Here is a 19038-nt window from a genome sequence, read left to right as displayed (position 1 = left end):
TCGCTATCGGGTTCGTCGGCAACTACGCCCCTTGGGATTTTCACCCAAGGATGATGACATGCCCGTCATACAGAAAAGGCCACCGAAAATAACTCCCGGTGACCGTGTCTAACAAAAAATATGACTACAGGATATTGTAGCTTACCATGAGAGAAACTGAGCGGTTCTTCATGCTTTCAAGTGCAGAACCTTCATCAGCTATATTGGCCAAACCGAGGTTGAAACGAGCATCAATCGAAACTCCCATGTCCAAATCAACTCCTGCACCAAATGTCACGCCAAAATCCAAGTCTTTGTTATCTTGACCAAGAAGAGCTCCATCAATTTCAGAATCATCTACTAAATACGTCTGAGTAATTGCATACCCAACGTAGCCGCCTGCAAGTGCAAATGGTTTTACAGGCAAATTCAAATCGAAGGCTGCTTTCACGAGTATGGGAAGCTCGATATAGTCGAGATTAACTTTTACATCTCCACTTGTTGATTCGGTTCTAAAACCCTTCATCGCATAATTGAGTCCGAATTGTGCGGAAAGGTCCATGACGTCTTCTACTGCGTAAAGAGCATAGTCGCCATAGAGACCACCGGTGAAACCATAGCGGGGGGTTCCATCGCCACTAGGATCGGTTCCTACGAATGCAAGATTACCACCAGCACTTACGCCAGCACCGAAAGCTCCTGCGAATACGAATGAGGTACTCACAGCCAAAATCAGCAATGCAAGGATCAACTTCCTTTTCATCGAATTACTCCTTAATGAACATAAATTTTTTCCAGTATATTCTTTTCACCTAATTTTAACAACTACAATCTGACAGAATCTGTAATACTGTAACTATAATAATTATGGAATTATTTTACATTATCACATGAGATAACACTTTTCCTTACCTGTTGCCCGACTCAGAAGAGCGGGTAGCCACGCATCGGACGGCGACGGCTTGTGTACCGTAGGGGAGCAAGAAAACCGGTGACGGAGAGCCGATAGTGGCGTAGGGAGAAACCTCTCCCATATACGAAATTTATACAAAAAACTATCAAGTCAACTTTTGATATGGTTTTGTCACATCCTGGGACAACCGGAAAAAACTTTTCATCAAAACATTACTATTCCTGTAAAAATCATACCAATATATCGCACCCGAGAGAGAGACACACCTAGGATGTACCGATTTTTCTTGACGTGACATCTCTCCATGGTATATCCGTTTACTTGCATAACTAAACATCTTGGTATAGTATCGGTCCGTATGCACTTGTATCACTATTCTCATTGCCGCGAGGTTGCCAATGACTAAATACATAATCAGAAGGCTATTGGGCATCATCCCTACGCTTTTGATCATCGTCACCATCAGTTTCTTCATAGTCCGTGTAGCACCAGGAGGCCCCTTCGATGGAGAGCGGGCCCTACCCGAAGTCGTAAAACGCAATATCGAAGCCAAATACCACATGAACGACCCACTCCTAGTCCAGTATGGCCGGTATATGTTCGATGTCATGAGAGGAGACCTTGGCCCCTCCTACCGCTATAAAGACCATGATGTGAACTTCTACATCTTCCAGAGCCTGCCCAACTCCATGATCTTGGGAGCAATCGCCATATCCATAGCCATAGTATTTGGAATAACCAGTGGTATGCTTGCAACGGTTAAACAAAATACCTGGGTCGACTACCTGAGTATGGCCTTCGCCGTAGTGGGGATATCGGTTCCACTCTTTGTCATAGGACCGGTGCTGCAATACGTCTTTGCTATGAAACTGCAATGGCTACCCACATCGGGATGGTTCACCTCCGGAGATGGCTGGAAAACTATCATCATGCCCGCCATTACTCTCGCCTTCCTCGACTTCGCCACCATAGCCCGACTGACACGATCGAGCATGTTAGAGACCTTAAGAAGCGACTATATCAGGACTGCAAAGGCAAAAGGCATGAAAAACTCGGCTATTATATTCAAGCATGCCATGAAAGGAGCCATGCTTCCCATAGTGAGCTATCTTGGACCAGCATTTGCGGGAATCATAACCGGATCGGTTGTCGTGGAACAGGTCTTCAGAATTCCCGGACTTGGAAAGTTCTTTGTCCAATCATCGTTCAACCGTGACTATACCCTGATCGTCGGAGTCGTCATCGTCTACTCGGTTATCCTGGTTATCATGAACTTCTTCGTAGATATCATCTATTCGCTGCTTGACCCACGCATCACCTATAAATAGGACCATTGGAGAGAACGCATGAAATTGTTTGGAAGTAAAAAGAACAAGAACGAAGCCCTTAACGAATTCAACCAGGTGGTTGTGGGCAACAGTCTCACCAAGGATGCATGGAGACGTCTGAAGAAGAACAAGATGGCGGTAATCAGCGTTGTTGTCGTAGCTATTTATATCCTTTTGGCCGTAACAGCACCGATTCTCCCCATTTACCCCTATGACCAGATCATCCTCGACCACCAGCACCTTAAGCCATCATTCAGCAAGAATGCAGGAGAGTTGCTCTTAGAGAAGAAAAAAGCCGATGTCTATACCCAAGCATGGAGACAAGGCCGCATGAGTGTCACCCAAGAGGTGGAAGATCAGCTTTGGGCATGGATCGACAACAGCGAAGCCAACAAAGTATGGGACTTCATGCTTATCGAGGGAACGCGACAGATAGACGAAGGCCTCTACACTCTTACTGCAGCCGAACAGAGGACTCTGGATAATCTGGATAAGAAGTTGAAAACCGATCTCCTCATAACCGTAAAGAAAGTATGGTACAACAATCCGGATACTGGCGATAAGGAGAATGTTGAGAAACTGGAAATCGATACTCTGGTGAGACTCTATGCAGAGATGATTGGAGCACCGATCGATCTCGTCGTAGACCAATATGAACGAGAAATCCAGCAACAGGTCATGAAGACTGTTACCGCACAGAATCCCGATCTTACCGATGAGGACTATGCGGTCCTTTACGATCTTGAGATAGAGGGGATGTCAGAACGCGAACACGATAAACTGGTTCGTGAGAACGTATTCGCCAAGATTGCCGCACAGGCAGAGAATATCGCAGCAGCCGATTTGAAGGATGCAGCGACCGACGAGACTACAGAATTCCCCCTGAAAGAGGAAATTTCCATTAAGGGACCGCTCTCCGCTGATGTGGAAGCCTCCCGAAAGCATGACCGCCAGTACTACTTGGGAACCGACTATCAGGGTCGTGACATGCTCTCGAGAATCATCTATGGAGGCCAGGTCTCCATAGCAATTGGATTCATAGGAACCATAACCAGCGTACTTATCGGTATCGTACTCGGAGCATTGGCCGGATACCTTGGCGGAAAAGTCGATTATTTCATCATGCGGGTAGTAGATATCATGTACGGACTCCCCTACATGCTACTGGTGATCATAGCGATGGCGATATTCGGAAGGAACATACTCAACCTGTTCTTCGCACTCGCCATCATCAGTTGGCTCACAATCAGCCGTATGGTCCGTGGCCAGATCATGTCACTTAAGAACCAGGAATTCATTGAGGCTGCGCGATCCATGGGAGCCCCCACTTGGAGAATCATTTTCCGCCACTTGGTCCCGAACTCCCTCAGTGTAATCATCGTTTTCTCGACTTTGAGAATCCCATCGTTCATCATGACCGAATCGTTCCTCTCCTTCCTTGGATTGGGAGTCCAAGCTCCCTACGCCTCTTGGGGCTCGCTTGTGGGAGATGCGGTTGGTGGCATGACGCTGTATCCATGGAAGCTCTTCTTCCCTGCAGCTGCTATGACCATCTTCCTATTCGCGATGAACTTCCTCGGAGACGGTCTACGTGACGCCTTCGACCCACAGAGCAAGAACCAGCTATAGGAGCAAGAAAAGTGACGAATCAAAAATCATCACCAGATACATACGATACATTACTTGAGGTAAAAAACCTCAAGACCTATTTCAAGACCGATGCCGGTATCGTGAAGGCCGTAGATGGAATCTCCTTCAAACTCGGTAAAGGTGAAACCCTTGGGATAGTAGGAGAATCGGGAAGCGGGAAGTCGGTTACCAACCTATCCATTATGCGTCTGATTCCGAGTCCTCCGGGAAAAATTGTCGACGGAGAGGTCCTGTTCGAAGGAAAGGACGTGCTAAAACTCTCAGAGAGTGCGTTGCGCCATATTCGTGGAAACGAGATCTCCATGATTTTCCAGGACCCCATGACCAGTTTGAATCCATTCTTGAAGATATCCACCCAGATGATAGAGACTATCAGGTTGCATCAGGACATCTCCAAGAAAGAGGCCTTACGCAAATCCATCGACATGCTCAAACTTGTCGGTATACCAGCAGCTGAAGAACGGGTACACAACTACCCTCACCAATTCAGCGGAGGCATGAGACAACGAGTCATGATAGCTATGGCGCTCAGCTGTGAAGCAAAGATCCTTATCGCAGATGAACCGACTACAGCATTGGATGTGACCATCCAAGCCCAGATTCTCGAGCTAATCCAGGAGTTGGCTAAGAAACTGGAAACCGCCGTCATTCTAATTACCCACGACCTTGGCGTCGTGGCAGGAATGTGCGATACCGTCTGCGTTATGTATGCGGGAAAAATCGTAGAGAAGGCGAAGACAGAAGATTTGTACAAGAACCCATCTCACCCCTATACATTCGGCCTTATCCAGTCGGTTCCACGACTTGACAAAGCCCATGACGGAAAGCTCTTCTCCATCGAAGGCCAACCACCCAATGTAATCGACTTACCACCCTGTTGCCCATTCCACCCCCGTTGCCACAAGGTAATGGACATTTGTAGGACACAGTATCCCCCGACAACAGACCTGGGGAATGGACATGAGGTGGCCTGCTGGCTATTTGACGATCAGAAGGAGCAATCCCATGAGTAATACTTCCCAGAAGAAACCGCTACTCGAGGTCGTGGACCTCAAGCAACACTTCCCCATAGAGTCGGGCTTTATCCTCAAGCGCCAAGTCGGTGCAGTGAGGGCTGTGGACGGCATATCGTTTACCGTCAATGAGGGAGAAACCCTCGGAATCGTCGGTGAATCGGGTTGTGGGAAATCGACCACAGTCCGTTCTATAGCTCAACTCTACAAACCTACCAGCGGTAGCGTCGTGTTCAATGGGGTGGACCTGATCCACGCCCCTACCGAGATCATGCTCGATGCTCGTAAGAATATGCAGATGATCTTCCAGGATCCCTATGCATCGCTCGACCCACGAATGACCGTACGTACGATTATTGCTGAACCACTCGATATCTATCGAAAACGCGGCATGCTCGATAAGACACTCACTAATACCGATATCGAAAGACGGGTCGAGGACCTGATGGAACGTGTAGGTTTGAACAAGGCATTCAAGAACCGCTATCCCCATGAATTCAGTGGTGGCCAGAGGCAACGTATCGGCATAGCTCGGGCTTTGGCCTTGAATCCGAAGATCATTCTTGCCGATGAACCGGTAAGTGCATTGGATGTGTCTATCCAATCACAGATATTAAACCTTCTGCACGATTTGCAGAAAGAGCTTGGACTCACCTACCTCTTCATTGCCCACGATCTTGCGGTAATTGAATATATCAGTACCCGTGTAGCGGTCATGTACCTTGGAAAGATCATGGAGCTCTCCCGTTCCAGTGATCTCTACAAAAATCCATTGCACCCCTACACAAAAGCCCTTCTATCGGCAGCCCCGATTCCCGATCCTGAGATTGAACGCAAACGACAGAGGATTATCCTCACTGGTGATGTACCTTCTCCCAACAAGGAGCGTTTCGGTTGTTATTTCTATGACCGTTGTCCCTATCGGATGGACAAGTGCAAGACCAATATTCCTCCTATGAAGAGGATTGACGAAAACCATGAGGTTGCCTGTTGGTTGTACGAATAGTAGAGCGTAGCTACTGAAGCAAGATCCCCGCATTAGGGTCATAAGGCTGTTGTCCAGGTATCGAAAGTATGCCAGGCAGCAGCCTTTTTTCGTTTTCAGATATCGCGTACCGAAACCGACTGGATCGTATCCGGTTCACGGTCAGCGTGGAATGGTAAGTCCATTATCGTGGCAAGGATTTGGGCGGAAGCCTCGGTCCGACCTGCACTTGTCCGCTCGGGAATAATCTCAATATCTTTCACTGAATCGTCTCTCATATGCAATGAGAAGACCACCATTGCCTTGTTTCGGCCTCTCGGCTTGGCATCGGTCTCCACAGGGGATCTTCCCCTCACAAAATGTGAGACCTGCAACCTATCGGCATCCTCTACCCGATATTGCTTCACTTTTACCAGCATATAGACCCCGATGGTATAGGTGATAGAGCCTCTTGCGGGATCGAAATCCCACTTCTCCCTATAACCGAGACCAATTATTCCAATCAAGAGAAAGAAGAGGGGGATGAGTGAAGACAGACCGAAGGAACCGTCGATCAGTACCGTGACAAATCCGTATCCCATGAACAGGGAAAAAATTGCATACATCCATCTGGTGGCATTGCCGACCGCATAGGTTGCCGATCCACTGTCATGCTTCTTCAAACGCATACGCATCTCATAATTCTCCTTATACTCTTGTACTTCCATACTATACTGACAATAGAGAAACAAGGAAAGCGAGTACACGTATACCGACGTGCCTATCGGACACCGAAAAGTACATTTGCCCCCTTACCGCTGGTTAATTTTCCTTGATTATTAGGATTCTTTACTGTACTCTATGGTGAACGCATATATTTCATAAGGAGATATGTATATGAAAAAAGTCCTATCAATTGCATTAATCATTCTCCTTGTCGGTGCCTTATTTGTTTCCTGTGGAAAGAAAGAAGAGGCCGCCAAGGTTGAGACACCTGCCGCAACACCAGCTCCGGCAGCTCCGGCAGCCCCTGCTCCCGCAGCACCAAAGGCTGAAACTCCGGCAGCACCTGCTCCTGCAGCACCAGCCGCTCCGGCTCCAGCTGAAGAGGATAAGGTCGTCTTCAAGTTGGTCAACGGCGCTGAGCCCGAAAGCCTCGATCCCCATATGATCCAGGGTGTTCCCGAACACCGCATCTACGAAGCGATCTTCGAGGGTCTGGTAGCTTACGATCCTGAAACTGCGAAAGCTGTTCCCGGATTGGCTGAAAGCTGGGAAATCAGCGACGATAACACCCAATACACGTTCCATTTGCGTGATGCAGAATGGAGTGACGGTGTTCCCATCACTGCACAGACAGTTGTGGATTCTTGGATCCGCGAACTCGATCCCGCAACCGGAACCCCATACGCATGGTTCCCATCAATGTTCCTGAAGGGCGCAGCAGAGTTCAACTCTGGCGAAGCAGGCCCCGAAGCTGTCGGTATCCGTGCATTGGACGACAAGACCTTCCAGCTAGACCTTCTTGGACCACTTCCCTATGCTCTTGATGCACTGGCCCACTACTCATTTGCAGTGGTCCCCATGCATGCCATTGAGAAGTATGGCGATCAGTGGACCCTTCCCGAAAACTTCGTAGGTAACGGGCCATACACTCTCAATGAATATGTACCGCAGTCCTATATCAGCGTTGTTCCCAATGAAACCTATTGGGATGCCGAGGCCGTACAACTTGACGAAGTCATCTTCTACGCCATCGATGACAACAACACCGCTTACAACATGTACCTCAATGGTGAGGTCGACTGGATGACCACTGTTCCTCTCGATCAGATCGAAGCAGCATCACTGCGCCGCGATTACCACAGGGCTCCACAAGTAGCGACCTACTACTACACCTTCCAGGTTGAGAAGGCTCCATTTGATGACGCAAGAGTCAGAAAGGCTCTCGCAATGTCCTTCGACCGTCAGGCATTGGTTGACCAGGTTAGCCGTGGCGGACAGCTCCCCGCATGGGGAATTGTTCCTGAGATGGCAGGTTACGCCAGTCTCGGCGATCCTATCCTCGATGTCGAACAGGCCCGCCAGCTCTTGGCCGAAGCCGGATACCCCAATGGTGTCGGATTCCCCGAGACAGCGATCCTCTACAACACCAGCGAAGGACACAAGGCTATCGCCGAGTTCCTCCAGCAGGAGTGGAAGAACAACCTGAACATCACCCTCGAACTTGAGAACCAGGAATGGGCAACATACCTCTCCAGCAGAAATACCGGAGACTTCCAGGTCGCTCGTGCAGGATGGGTCGGTGACTACCAGGATCCTAACACCTTCCTCGATATGTTCATCACCGGTGCCGGTATGAATGGTGGAAAATATTCCAACGAGATCTACGACCTACTCATCCGCGAAGCTGCGACCATGAGGGGCGCAGACAGAATGGATGTATTGTTGCAGGCAGAAGATATCTTGATCAACGAAGACCAGGGTGTCATGCCGATCTACTACTACACCACCAACAACATGATCGACACCTCCAAGTGGGGCGGTTGGTATGCCAACGCTATGGACTTCCACCCGACCAAGGATATCTACCTCAAGTAGTTTTCCATTACATGGTTTTTACGGCTCCCGGCTTCGGTCGGGAGTCTTTTTTAGTGCCTAGCTCTTTGGTACCTTGTCGTAGAGTCGGAAAACCCGGTATAGTCGCCACATGGACAAGACACTCCACCCAGCAATGGTATCGGGCAGCATATCTGTCCCCTCCTCTAAATCCCAGACTATACGAGCTCTTCTATTGGCCACGTTCGCTAAAGGCCGTAGCGTTATCCACAACCCATTGGATTCCCAGGATACCCGATCATGCATGGATGCTTGCCTCGCATTCGGAGCTTCGATCAAGCAAGAGAACAACGGAGAGACTTTCCTTGTCGATCCACCTGAGACATTCCCCAGCACGATCACGATAGATTGTGGTAACTCGGGGACCACGCTCTACCTGGCAAGTGGTCTAGCAGCTCAGAGCGGGGCTTCTGTCACCTTCACTGGGGATGATCAACTGAAAAACCGTCCGGTAGGTCCCTTGCTGGAGGCATTGGCCGACCTTGGTGCGACCATCACCTATCCTGAAGGGAATGCTCGCATCGGATATCCCCCATTCACTATAAAGGGTCCTTTGAAAGGAGGCGATACCACAATCGTCTGTCATACCAGCCAACACTTATCGGCACTTTTACTTGCTTGTCCGTTGGCCATTGGCGATAGTCGGATATCGGTTCCACTGCTCAATGAGAAACCATATGTGCATATGACCCGCTCATGGCTCGATCTTCAGGGCGTTTCCTACCGATGTGATGAATCCATGCAACACTTCCAGATATCGGGAGGACAATCGTATAGCTCATTCGAAGCTACGGTCCAAGGAGATTACTCCTCAGCCTCCTTTTTCTTCTGTGCAGCCGCAGTGACAGGAGGTACGGTTACGGTGAGAGGCCTTGATCCCGAAGATCCCCAAGGAGATAAGGAGATACTGCATATCCTCGAGCAAATGGGGTGCACGATAACGTGGATTGAATCCTATGCTATTATGGTGGAAGGGCCAGGGATGGGAGATTTGGAACCGGGAACATTTGATTTGAATGCGATTCCAGATGCACTCCCTGTTTTGGCTGTGACCGCATGTTTTGCGAAGGGAACTACAGTATTGGGTAATGTTCCCCAAGCGAGGATAAAGGAGACCGATCGTATTGCGGTAATGCACGAAAATCTAGCCTCCTGTGGAGCAAACATAGAAGAACGTGAGGATGCTCTGATAATCCATGGAAGAGGGACATTGGATGGAGGTACCTGTAAAGGATACGATGACCACCGGGTGATCATGGCTATGGCTGTTGCATCGCTCGGCTGCAAGAAAGCAATTACTATCCAGGGAATCGATGCAGTGGGAGTAACATTCCCCACCTTTTTTGCCCTGTTGGAAACCATACAGAAACCATGACCAAGGAGTCTATACGATGAAACCATATGATCTAAGAAGCGACACGATAACAAGACCGGTCGCACCTATACGCGAGGCCATGGCAAAGGCAGAAGTGGGCGATGATGTCTATTTTGAAGATCCAACCATTAACCGACTGGAAGCGATGTCTGCCGAATTGTTAGGCAAGGAGGCCGCCCTCTTTGTCTCATCCGGTTCAATGGGGAATTTAATTCCCCTATTCATCAATGCTGGAAGAGCAGCCGAGGTTCTTACCCATAGCAATAGCCATATCATACAGCATGAGGTAGGAGCGGTCTCGGCTTTAGCGGGAGTCCTACCGATAGGCATAGATGCCCCCAGAGGAATATTGACTGCACAACTGCTTGAACCCCTAATTAAACCCTTATCCTACGACTTGGCACGCACAGCCATGATCGAGGTAGAGAATACCATTGGAGGGGTGTGCTATCCACTCGAAACCCTCCAAGATATCTACCAGTTGGCAAAGAACCGAGGTCTGACCGTTCATATGGATGGGGCACGGCTTTGGAATGCCGCAGTGGCGACCTCGGTGGATATTGCGACTATCGCAGCCAATGCCGATACCGTCACATTCTGTCTCTCCAAAGGTTTAGGCGCTCCTGTAGGTAGTGTCCTCTGCGGATCAAAAGATTTTATCGCAAAAGCCCGGGCAATCAGGAAGATGCTCGGAGGAGGAATGAGACAGGCAGGAATCCTGGCAGCCGCTGGGATCTATGCACTGGAGAACCATGTAGAGCGATTATCGGAAGACCATGTACGGGCAAAGAGGATCGCCTACAGTCTATCCTCAAGTGGGTGGGCGAAGGTGAACTTGGAGAATGTCGAGACTAATATCATTTTCTTCTCTGTAGATGGAGCCTCCGGGGAGAAGGTAGCAGAGGTTTTGGGAGAACATGGCATCCTCTGCTCAGGTGATGGAAATACCGTAAGACTGGTTACCAATCTCGATCTTGATGATAGTGATATCGATGCAGTATGTACCATTATAGAAGGGCTCGATGTGAAGGAGTTCTCCGTATGAAATCCACCCTCTGTTGGTTCAGTGGTGCGGGTAATTCCAAGATCGTAGCGATGGACTTGGAAAAACGCCTTCCTTTTGACCAGGTCATTCCTGTTGGAGAAGCAATGGGAAACCCAGAGTCATTGTATGATACCAACATCCTTGGCTTGGTCTTCCCGATCTATTTCTTTGGCCCTCCTGCGCAGGTCAGAAGATTTATTTTGGAAACCTTGTCCGATCTCGATCTACAGATCGAATATCTCTTTGTTATTTTCACCCATGGCGGGATGCCATTTTATGGCCCGACTATAACTGATCGATTATTAGCTGAGTCAGGGTATGCGGCGAGCTATGTGAACTCCATATCCATGGTGGATACCTATATTCCCCTCTTCAAAATTCCCAGTAAAGCAGTTCAAACGAAAAAGCATGACAAGACCTCTAGGAGATTAGAGCGTATCGTAGCTGATTTATCCAACCAATCGCTCAAAGTCGCTACCCGACTGCCGTTCGCAAGACTCCTCCATACGCTCTGGGAATCGGGTTTGAAAAAACGAGAAGATAAGGACCGAAGGTTCGTCGTGAATGAAGATTGTACCGGTTGTGGAATTTGTGCCAAAGTATGCCCTGCAGACAACATCAGTATAGAGGCGGGAAGGCCGGTTTTCCACCACCATTGTGAACAGTGTTTTGCATGTTTTCATCACTGCCCGGAACATGCGATCCGTCTCGATCCGAAGCCTCTGTTGGGGCATAGTTGGTACACCCCTCCAAAGAGCTTTCTGAAAGAGGAGTAATACGATGGATACCTATGATTTCACCAAATCTACCGACCGGAAGGAGAGTATATCGGTAAAGTACAACAGACGTGCGATTGAAAGCATATGCAACAATCCGGATGCATTGCCCTTCTGGGTGGCGGATATGGATTTTGCCGCACCGCCTTCTGTAATCTCAGCTCTGGCTTCCCAAGTAGACCATGGTGTATTCGGTTATCCTCTCTTTGAATCTATAGGAGAAACGTTCTCCCATTGGGCTCTAAAGCGCCATGATTGGCAAGTGGATCCCTCGTCGGTGGTGCAGGCGCCTGGAATGCTCGCATCCATAGCAATACTGGTGGAAATGCTGAGCAAGAGCGGCGATTCCATCATCCTCCCTATGCCGGCTTATCAACCTTTTGTACATATCATAAAGAATTTGGGAAGAAATCTGGTCCCATGGCCTTTTCTTTACGATACGCAAAGCCATACATTCACACTCGATATACCATTGCTCGGGCATTTGTTAGAAACAGAGCATGCTCCGCTTTTGCTCTTCTGTAGCCCCCACAATCCGACAGGTAGGGTATTTTCCCGCCAGGAGCTTGAAGCAGTGGCAGAAATTGCCCATGCGCATTCCCTGACAATAATCAGCGATGAAATACATGCTGATCTGACACTTTTAGGATACACCCATATACCCTTCGATGTAATTGCAAAAGAGTATGCAGTCCCCTGCGCAACCTGCATGGCACCATCGAAGACCTTCAATATCGCAGGTGAGCACTTTTCTGAAGTGATCTGTTCGAACCGGACATTGGAGAAGGAACTTCGCCACAGACTGCGCTCGTTGCACCTCTCTCCCGATTTGCTCGCCACAGCCACAGCAGAAGCTGCGTATACGGGTGGATTCGCGTGGCTCACGGGACTACGGGAACATCTATCAGAACAAGTATCGTATATCACACGTAGGTTGGAAGAGAGTCGGAGTGGTCTTCATTTTGTAGTCCCAGAGGCCTCTTTCATAGGATTTATCGACTGCATTGAAAGATTTGATGCTATCAAAGCCGACGAAGCAGCGCACCCTGAGCTCTACGACCGATCACGTAGTCCTAGCGGGGGAGTCGTATCGCGATTCTTTGGTCAGCGGGCGAATATCGCGATGAATGATGGTACATGGTTCGGCTCCAATTATGGGCAATTCGTCCGATTCAACTATGGTACTACTCGCGAGGCTGTCACCAAAGCAATAGAGTCGATCATTGCTGCTGTAGAGAATCTCGTCTGAGAGAAAACCAGTTCTCCACACCCCTCAGGTAGAAGAGATCTGTGTAGACCGGTAGGTCATACAGACGTTTTGCTGCCTCTCCATAGATTTCCAACTGCGCCTCATGTTGCTCGGGTTGTCTGTATGCATCTGTCTTGAAATCGATTACCCGGGTGCAGTTCCTATACCGGAGGAGTAGATCGATTGAGCCTCGTAACAGTATCGGCTCAGGATTTTCCCATCTCATGATAAAAGGAACCTCACTCTCCAGAGCGATCGGACCATTATCTAAAAGTTCGGCAAAAAATCGGGATGAGAGGAAATTGTTTACCAAGAGAAGAGCAGATCCGATAAGGATCTTCTCTCGTTGTCGGCCTAGTTCCAATCGAGTCATCTCAAGAGGCATGCATAACAAGGCATCTTCTTCGGTAATACGAGCTTCTGGCAAACCTTCTATGAACGATGAAAGACTTTTTTGGAGTAAAAGATGTACCCAACTACCAAACGATGCTTCAAGATGATATTCGATTAACATCGGATCGGCTTCCACCGAAGGAAGCAACAAATCCAAGTGAAGCTCCTCTGTCTCTTGTCCACCTAATGGCCTATTGTGGGCAAATTCGGTAACTGCAAACGATAGGCGGGAGTATTGACGGGAAGGTAATGGATCTTGGTAAAACTTAGCCATACGATGTACTGCAAGATCGACGTTCTCTTTACTCACACCAGAACGCAGTACTGATAGAGGTGCATCAGGAATATCGTGTATCTGGCAATGCTGACCAAACAATCCGGGATTCTCGAGGATTCCGGTTGAGGCGAACAAAAGTGCCATGAAGTTCTTATCTCTACTACTCTCACCGAGATTCCTTACATTCTGGCATCCGAAGAGGAGCACATGCGCTTTTGCTCTGGTAAGGGCAACGTAGAAAAGACGCTTCATCTCCGCCGTCTCCATGGCCCTCAATGTCAATTTATCCCGCTCATAGATAACGTTTGTCACCTTATCGTATGGTTTCATGTGACGAGGAACGATCAAACCATCACGCTCAACCCAAGCAGGGGCAGAGCCACCCCTGGGTTCTCCTCCCATGTTGGCAAGTATAACGATGGGAAATTCGAGTCCTTTGGATTTATGGACTGTCATCAGTTGGACTCCGTCCGTATGGTCACGTAATGGCTCCACATCGGAAAGCTTCTGTTTTTGCCCCAGTCTTGGTCGGACGAAATCGAGGAATGCTGGCAATCCTCGATCTGCCATATCGTATTGGATAGCCAATTCATGGAGAAAATCAAAATGCTCCAAATACACCTGATATAGAGGATCGCTGAGCAAGTAGTGCCTATATCCTCCCTCATACCAGATATGAGAGACCAATGTAGAAACCGAACCCTCTTTTGCAATTTCTACTAACTGGTGAAACAATGTTCTGCAGGCTTCGTACTTTACCCTATCGGAGCTGTTGGGAAGAGAGTTCGCTGCATCGAAAAAAGCCTCAGCAGTATGCTCTTCGTATGCATCGAGAAGGATCAAGAGGGAATCATCGGAGATCCGGCACAAAGGGGAACGCAGAGCCGCTGTAAAAGCCAACCTGTCGTCAGGAAAGACTACAAGCTGAAGTAGTTGATACATATCGTTCGCCGGTGCCTCCAAAAAGAGAGATTGGACAGCAGAGATCGTATAGGGAATACCGGCGAGACGGAGAGCCTTCTCGTAATGCATCTGGTTGGAACTTGTCCGGAAAAGGATTGCAATATCACTGTAGAGCGGACGACGGAGACCATCATGGCCTTGTACTAGATAGTCGTCGCTATGTACCATGTTTTTTATGGTCTCACCAATCGTATAGGCCTCAGCCTGAACTGCCAGGACATTATTCTCATCATCTGTCTGATCTTCCTCCTCAGGCAACTTTTTAAAGAAAATATCGATTCTTGGCTGCAAATCCTCGATTGGTGGCCGGGATTCCAGACTTTCGAATGTTGCCTCGAAGTCATAGTGGGCATCTGCCATTACCTGTTCGAAGACCTTATTGAAGAAACCAATCAGTGCAGGCTCACTACGATAGTTCATAGGGAGATTTATCGGTTTCCCACCAGCAGTGACAATCTCCTCTTCTACAGCCTTGAATACCGACACATCGGCTCCACGGAAGCGGTATATGGACTGTTTTTCATCGCCAACGATGAAAAGCTTATCATTCTTAAGATCCGTCGCTGTAGGTAGTCCCTCCTTAGGGTTCTCCTGGTCTTGTGCTACCAGATAGATGATATCACGCTGCAATTGGTTGGTATCCTGAAATTCATCTATCATGATATAGCGATACTTACGCTGGAAGTATCTTCTCACTGAAAGATTGTACAACAGGATATCACGCGCCATATGGGCAATATCTCCGAAGGTAAGTATTCCCCGTTCTCTCTTTGTCGCCAGATAGAGTCTCTGGAAGGTTTCAAGTACTTCATAGATTGGACCGATTAAAGACTCACTACACAATGCCGCACAAGTGAGTGACGCTATCCGAAATTGTTCCTTAAAGCGTTCAATGAACTCGTTACATAATCCTACGAACTCCTTCTTTCCAGTACATTTCCTCATTTTCACCGATTCGAGTATCGTTAGGGCAATTTCAGGATCCAGCGAATTAAGCAGATCATCTTCTCTGACTAAAAGATCATGTAGCTGATCTGCATTCTTTTCGAACGTCTTTCCACTTCCATCTAGGTCAACAATCTTACGGGCTATGGTAAAACTCTCTGCAAGAGCCTCTCGGTAGGTCCTGTGAAGGTATTCGGAGAGTAATCTTCTTTGCTCTTCAGCATTGAAATATGATGAGGGGTGGAATTGGTTGAACGCCAATCCGATAAACAACGAGTCTATCAAGTCGTCAGGATTGTAGAGTGTCGCCAAAAATTTGAGACCATCATGTCCCTCCATTTGGGAAAAGAGCCGATATGCACATTCACTCGCCATCTCTCTGTTTGCATCCTCATCCATCACAAAATCGGGGCCTATACCGTAACGGGTTGGATCGGAGGCTACTATACGATTGCAGAATGAATCTATTGTGGTGATAGTGGCATCTGAAAACCGTTTTAACTGCCTATGGATATCCTGGTCATCCTGATAGGTATGTAGAGTCCTGTGGATACGTTCCTGCATCTCAGTAGCCGCAGCCCTACTAAACGTCAGAGTAAGGATATCATCCACATTTGCACGGCCTTCCACAACGAGACGGAGAAAACGGTAGGAGAGCACGGTAGTCTTACCCGATCCTGCGCCGGCGGTGACAACACAATTGGTATCACAAAAGACTGCACGTTTTTGGTCATCGTTTAATTTTTCCACGATCTCGGCAAAGGCGTCTCTATCCATCATATGAGTGCATACCTCCTCCGACAAATCTGGCGATAATCGCAACGAGTACAAGGTTCGTGTGAGTCGGTAGTACCAAGATACCCCTCCTGCAAGGACTGTACCATTTGCTCTATCTTGGATTCGACCAGGGCGATCATTCCCTCCCGCTTTTCATCCTCACCGTCTTTCCAAATAACCCTATAGGACCCCTTACCGATATCATAGAATGCCGCTACCCCGACGACCTTTTCCTCATTGGGATTATCTGCGGTATCATGTATCAATTTTGCGTAGATGGGTAACTGGTGAGAGGGAATAGCCTCAGAAAAATCGTCATAATCGCTCTTGCGATCCGATAGGTTCTTCTTATAGTCTACTACTGCTACTGTCTTTGAGCCATCCTCATGAGTGCAGACCATAATCCGATCCACTCGTCCTTCTAAAGTATATGAAGACTGTGGATATGTTTGTTCTAATTTTTGCTCGAATGCCTCGCTGACAAAATCTTCGAATTGCTTCGCTTCAGCCTGGACTATAGCCAACAATTGCTGGGTATACCTCTCCTGCAAATAGTGCAGGGTTGTTTTTGCTGGTGCTCTTGGACTGGCTGCATAAGCCGAAAATTCCTTCTCAGCCAAACCAAGAAGAATTTCCTTATAGGCTCCAGCCATATCTGCACGATATACATGGGTGAGGTTTGTGACTTCACGGAAGAACCCTTCCAGAATCTCATGGAGGATAATCCCTACTTGTTTATGGTCTATCGATTGCATTTCATAATCGCCTTTTTCCACGCTGAATAGATAGCGAGAAGCCCACTTCATGGGACAATCGACAAAGGCATCTAAATTCGTGCTCGACACTCTGAGAGCTCCCTTTGCTTGAACTAGACGATGCCAAAGTGAGAATGTAGGGTTTTTTTCGGCAAGATCGTAACGCGGAGGAACATAGGCTGTCTTCTGGGCTTGGGCAAACCATCGCTGTTGGTGACAGCGTACGTTCCACATAGCATCTGGCTTCGATGACCATGCCAGACGTTCAAGATAGTTAGCATCGGAGCTTTGGTAGGATCGTATATCGACCGCATCATGATCAATGAACCAAGCGGGTGCGAGGGAACTTGTACCTCCGAAACCCGATTGTGCGCACGACCAATATACGTGCTCTCCGGCAATCCTATAATGTTCAAGAAAATCTTCGGTCATCTCTGTAGCATCATCATCTTTCCAAACCGATTCAGGAATCAATGGAAGACCCTCTTGCTGGAGTCTCGTCGTCTCTTCGGTGCACCCAAGCAGATAATGGTGCTCACAACACATCCCGACCGAAACCGTATACCCATAGACAGGTATTCCCTCTTTTCGATCTTTCGGGATATACCGCTGTCGTTCAAGAAATTGAAGATACAGGGGAAATAACCGCTTATAGCTATCCATACCACAGGCTTGGAGATTTTTTTGGATTTGTCTAAGATAGTCGACACAGAAGGCATATATACTTGCATCGGTCGTATCCTCCGATTGCTTGCCCAGAATATCCCAAGAGCCCTCTTCAAGCATAAATTCCTGGAAAGCAAAGATTCCCTTCAGTAATGACGATATCGTCGATGCTCGCATCACAACGGTGATCAAACGCTTGAAGGTGATATACCATTGGAGCAGTTGTCCATCGTTTTGCTGAGCGTGGTGGGACAAGGAAGATATCCAACTGTCATCCCCATCTCCCGTCGAACCCATGACTATAGCATACTGCAAACCACGTTCAATCACTGAACGGAGTAAGGTTTTGTTTTTAAATGGATAGCGGGGATCGAGAAGAAAATCTTTCATAGAAGTAAGAGAAAAGCGATGGGAATGGACCTCCGCAATAGCCTTCAAAAAGCGTCCGGGGGCATACGCCAAGGGAGAAAGCCCCTCTACGATATTCAACGGGATATCCCGTATTGCGGCTTCATGCGTCAGATAGGGTCTCCAGTGACCTGTATCTCCTACTGTGACCATGATATCCTGTAAACGACTTCCCCTGTCCAACAATTGTTCGATCTTATCGAGCAGGGCTTTCATCTCCATCAATTCGTTTGAGTAAAGGCCAATGGTCGAATCTGTGGCAGGTGCATCAAAACGATAGATCTCAACCCAATCTGGAAACGGATCCATACGAGAGAACTCCTCCCATCCTGTACAGACATCGGGAAAAAAAATCGCATACCGTTGTCCTTGTTGCCTAGGACCAACATGATCCACCGAAGGGTGGAGGAATTGGGGTTCAAAGAGATTGTGCTCTTTCAGGAAACGGCGATAAGCCATATCGATCCTTTCTACATCATTGCGAAAAGCTATGGGAAGTCGCCCGTATGCCTCAGGTCGCTTCATGCGCAATGATTGCAGTTCTTCCAAGCGGGGAAGCAATCGGGCTACTGCTCCCGATAAATTCTCTGAAGATTCTGGAAAATTTGGATAGCTGAACCACTGCAATGATACCGATTGCCCATCTGACTTGAGTAAATCGAGAGCAAACAATCCTCGAATAATAGCATTGGCAGGCTGCTGCTCAAGAACGGGGAGGAAAAGAGCTTTGAATCGATCCCACGCGATGACCTTGTCCAATCGGAGAATCCCTGTCGGACTTTTTCTGACGTAGTCGTCAGCCCAAAACCGAGCAGCGGTTTCGGTGGGAAAGACACAAGTGTATTGCTCTAGTCCCAACCTATGGTGGATGGTTTGTCGGATAGTATTGGCTGGGGAGGGTATCATATTGGCAAGTATAGCATCTTTGGTGGTATACTCAAAG

The 19038-nt window shown here is 48.1% G+C and carries 12 protein-coding genes and 2 pseudogenes; 10 read left to right on the top strand and 4 right to left on the bottom strand.

From position 1 onward, the window contains the following. Window positions 1-124: 124 nt before the first annotated feature. The gene (locus ACODJP_RS08255) at window positions 125-742 is read right to left on the bottom strand and encodes a porin family protein (protein WP_422480392.1); all 618 of its coding nucleotides are present in this window, start codon (window positions 740-742) and stop codon (window positions 125-127) included. A 548-nt stretch (window positions 743-1290) separates the two neighbouring features. On the opposite strand from ACODJP_RS08255, the gene ACODJP_RS08250 reads away from it, so the two are divergent. The 5 genes and pseudogenes from ACODJP_RS08250 to ACODJP_RS08230 all read left to right on the top strand — a co-directional run bounded on the left by ACODJP_RS08250 (window position 1291) and on the right by ACODJP_RS08230 (window position 5889). After that, window positions 1291-2220, top strand: a complete 930-nt coding sequence (locus ACODJP_RS08250; RefSeq protein ID WP_422480390.1) for an ABC transporter permease — start codon at window positions 1291-1293, stop codon at window positions 2218-2220. An 18-nt stretch (window positions 2221-2238) separates the two neighbouring features. Further along, window positions 2239-2457, top strand: a pseudogene (locus tag ACODJP_RS08245) (ABC transporter permease); the annotation flags it as partial. Window positions 2458-3162: 705 nt separating this feature from the next. Next, a pseudogene (locus tag ACODJP_RS08240) lies at window positions 3163-3849 on the top strand (ABC transporter permease); the annotation flags it as partial. 11 nt (window positions 3850-3860) lie between these two features. Then, a complete protein-coding gene (locus ACODJP_RS08235) occupies window positions 3861-4883 on the top strand; it encodes an ABC transporter ATP-binding protein (RefSeq protein ID WP_422480388.1) in 1023 nt (340 codons plus the stop codon). Then, window positions 4876-5889 (top strand): ABC transporter ATP-binding protein, encoded by a 1014-nt coding sequence (locus ACODJP_RS08230; RefSeq protein WP_422480386.1) that lies wholly within the window; start codon window positions 4876-4878, stop codon window positions 5887-5889. Before ACODJP_RS08235 ends, ACODJP_RS08230 begins: the two co-directional genes overlap by 8 nt. Before the next feature lie 95 nt (window positions 5890-5984). Here the strand turns inward: ACODJP_RS08230 and ACODJP_RS08225 are convergent, their stop codons facing one another. Next, a complete protein-coding gene (locus ACODJP_RS08225; protein ID WP_422480384.1) occupies window positions 5985-6575 on the bottom strand; it encodes a hypothetical protein in 591 nt (196 codons plus the stop codon). Between the two features lie 169 nt (window positions 6576-6744). On the opposite strand from ACODJP_RS08225, the gene ACODJP_RS08220 reads away from it, so the two are divergent. The 5 genes from ACODJP_RS08220 to ACODJP_RS08200 all read left to right on the top strand — a co-directional run bounded on the left by ACODJP_RS08220 (window position 6745) and on the right by ACODJP_RS08200 (window position 12911). After that, a complete protein-coding gene (locus ACODJP_RS08220; RefSeq protein WP_422480382.1) occupies window positions 6745-8448 on the top strand; it encodes a peptide ABC transporter substrate-binding protein in 1704 nt (567 codons plus the stop codon). A gap of 109 nt (window positions 8449-8557) precedes the next feature. Beyond that, on the top strand, window positions 8558-9841 hold the full coding sequence (gene aroA, locus ACODJP_RS08215; RefSeq protein WP_422480380.1) for a 3-phosphoshikimate 1-carboxyvinyltransferase: 1284 nt from the start codon (window positions 8558-8560) through the stop codon (window positions 9839-9841). Between the two features lie 16 nt (window positions 9842-9857). Beyond that, window positions 9858-10886, top strand: a complete 1029-nt coding sequence (locus ACODJP_RS08210) for a threonine aldolase family protein (protein ID WP_422480378.1) — start codon at window positions 9858-9860, stop codon at window positions 10884-10886. Beyond that, window positions 10883-11662 (top strand): EFR1 family ferrodoxin, encoded by a 780-nt coding sequence (locus tag ACODJP_RS08205; protein WP_422480377.1) that lies wholly within the window; start codon window positions 10883-10885, stop codon window positions 11660-11662. Before ACODJP_RS08210 ends, ACODJP_RS08205 begins: the two co-directional genes overlap by 4 nt. Before the next feature lie 4 nt (window positions 11663-11666). Then, complete coding sequence (locus tag ACODJP_RS08200; protein WP_422480375.1) at window positions 11667-12911, top strand: MalY/PatB family protein; 1245 nt, start codon at window positions 11667-11669, stop codon at window positions 12909-12911. Here ACODJP_RS08200 and ACODJP_RS08195 read toward each other — a convergent pair. Together ACODJP_RS08195 and ACODJP_RS08190 are read right to left on the bottom strand one after the other, a co-directional pair. Continuing rightward, window positions 12883-16269, bottom strand: coding sequence for a UvrD-helicase domain-containing protein (locus ACODJP_RS08195; protein WP_422480373.1), 3387 nt, complete (start codon window positions 16267-16269; stop codon window positions 12883-12885). The two genes, ACODJP_RS08200 and ACODJP_RS08195, sit on opposite strands and share 29 nt — an antisense overlap. Beyond that, a complete protein-coding gene (locus ACODJP_RS08190) occupies window positions 16266-19001 on the bottom strand; it encodes a PD-(D/E)XK nuclease family protein (RefSeq protein ID WP_422480371.1) in 2736 nt (911 codons plus the stop codon). The genes ACODJP_RS08195 and ACODJP_RS08190 overlap by 4 nt, the downstream gene beginning before the upstream one ends. Between the last annotated feature and the right edge of the window lie 37 nt (window positions 19002-19038).

Source organism: Pleomorphochaeta sp. DL1XJH-081, assembly GCF_049310885.1.
Taxonomy (GTDB): Bacteria; Spirochaetota; Spirochaetia; order Sphaerochaetales; family Sphaerochaetaceae; genus CAYZJV01.
Note: the sequence above shows the minus strand (reverse complement) of the source record. Positions and strands in the feature narration are given on the sequence as shown.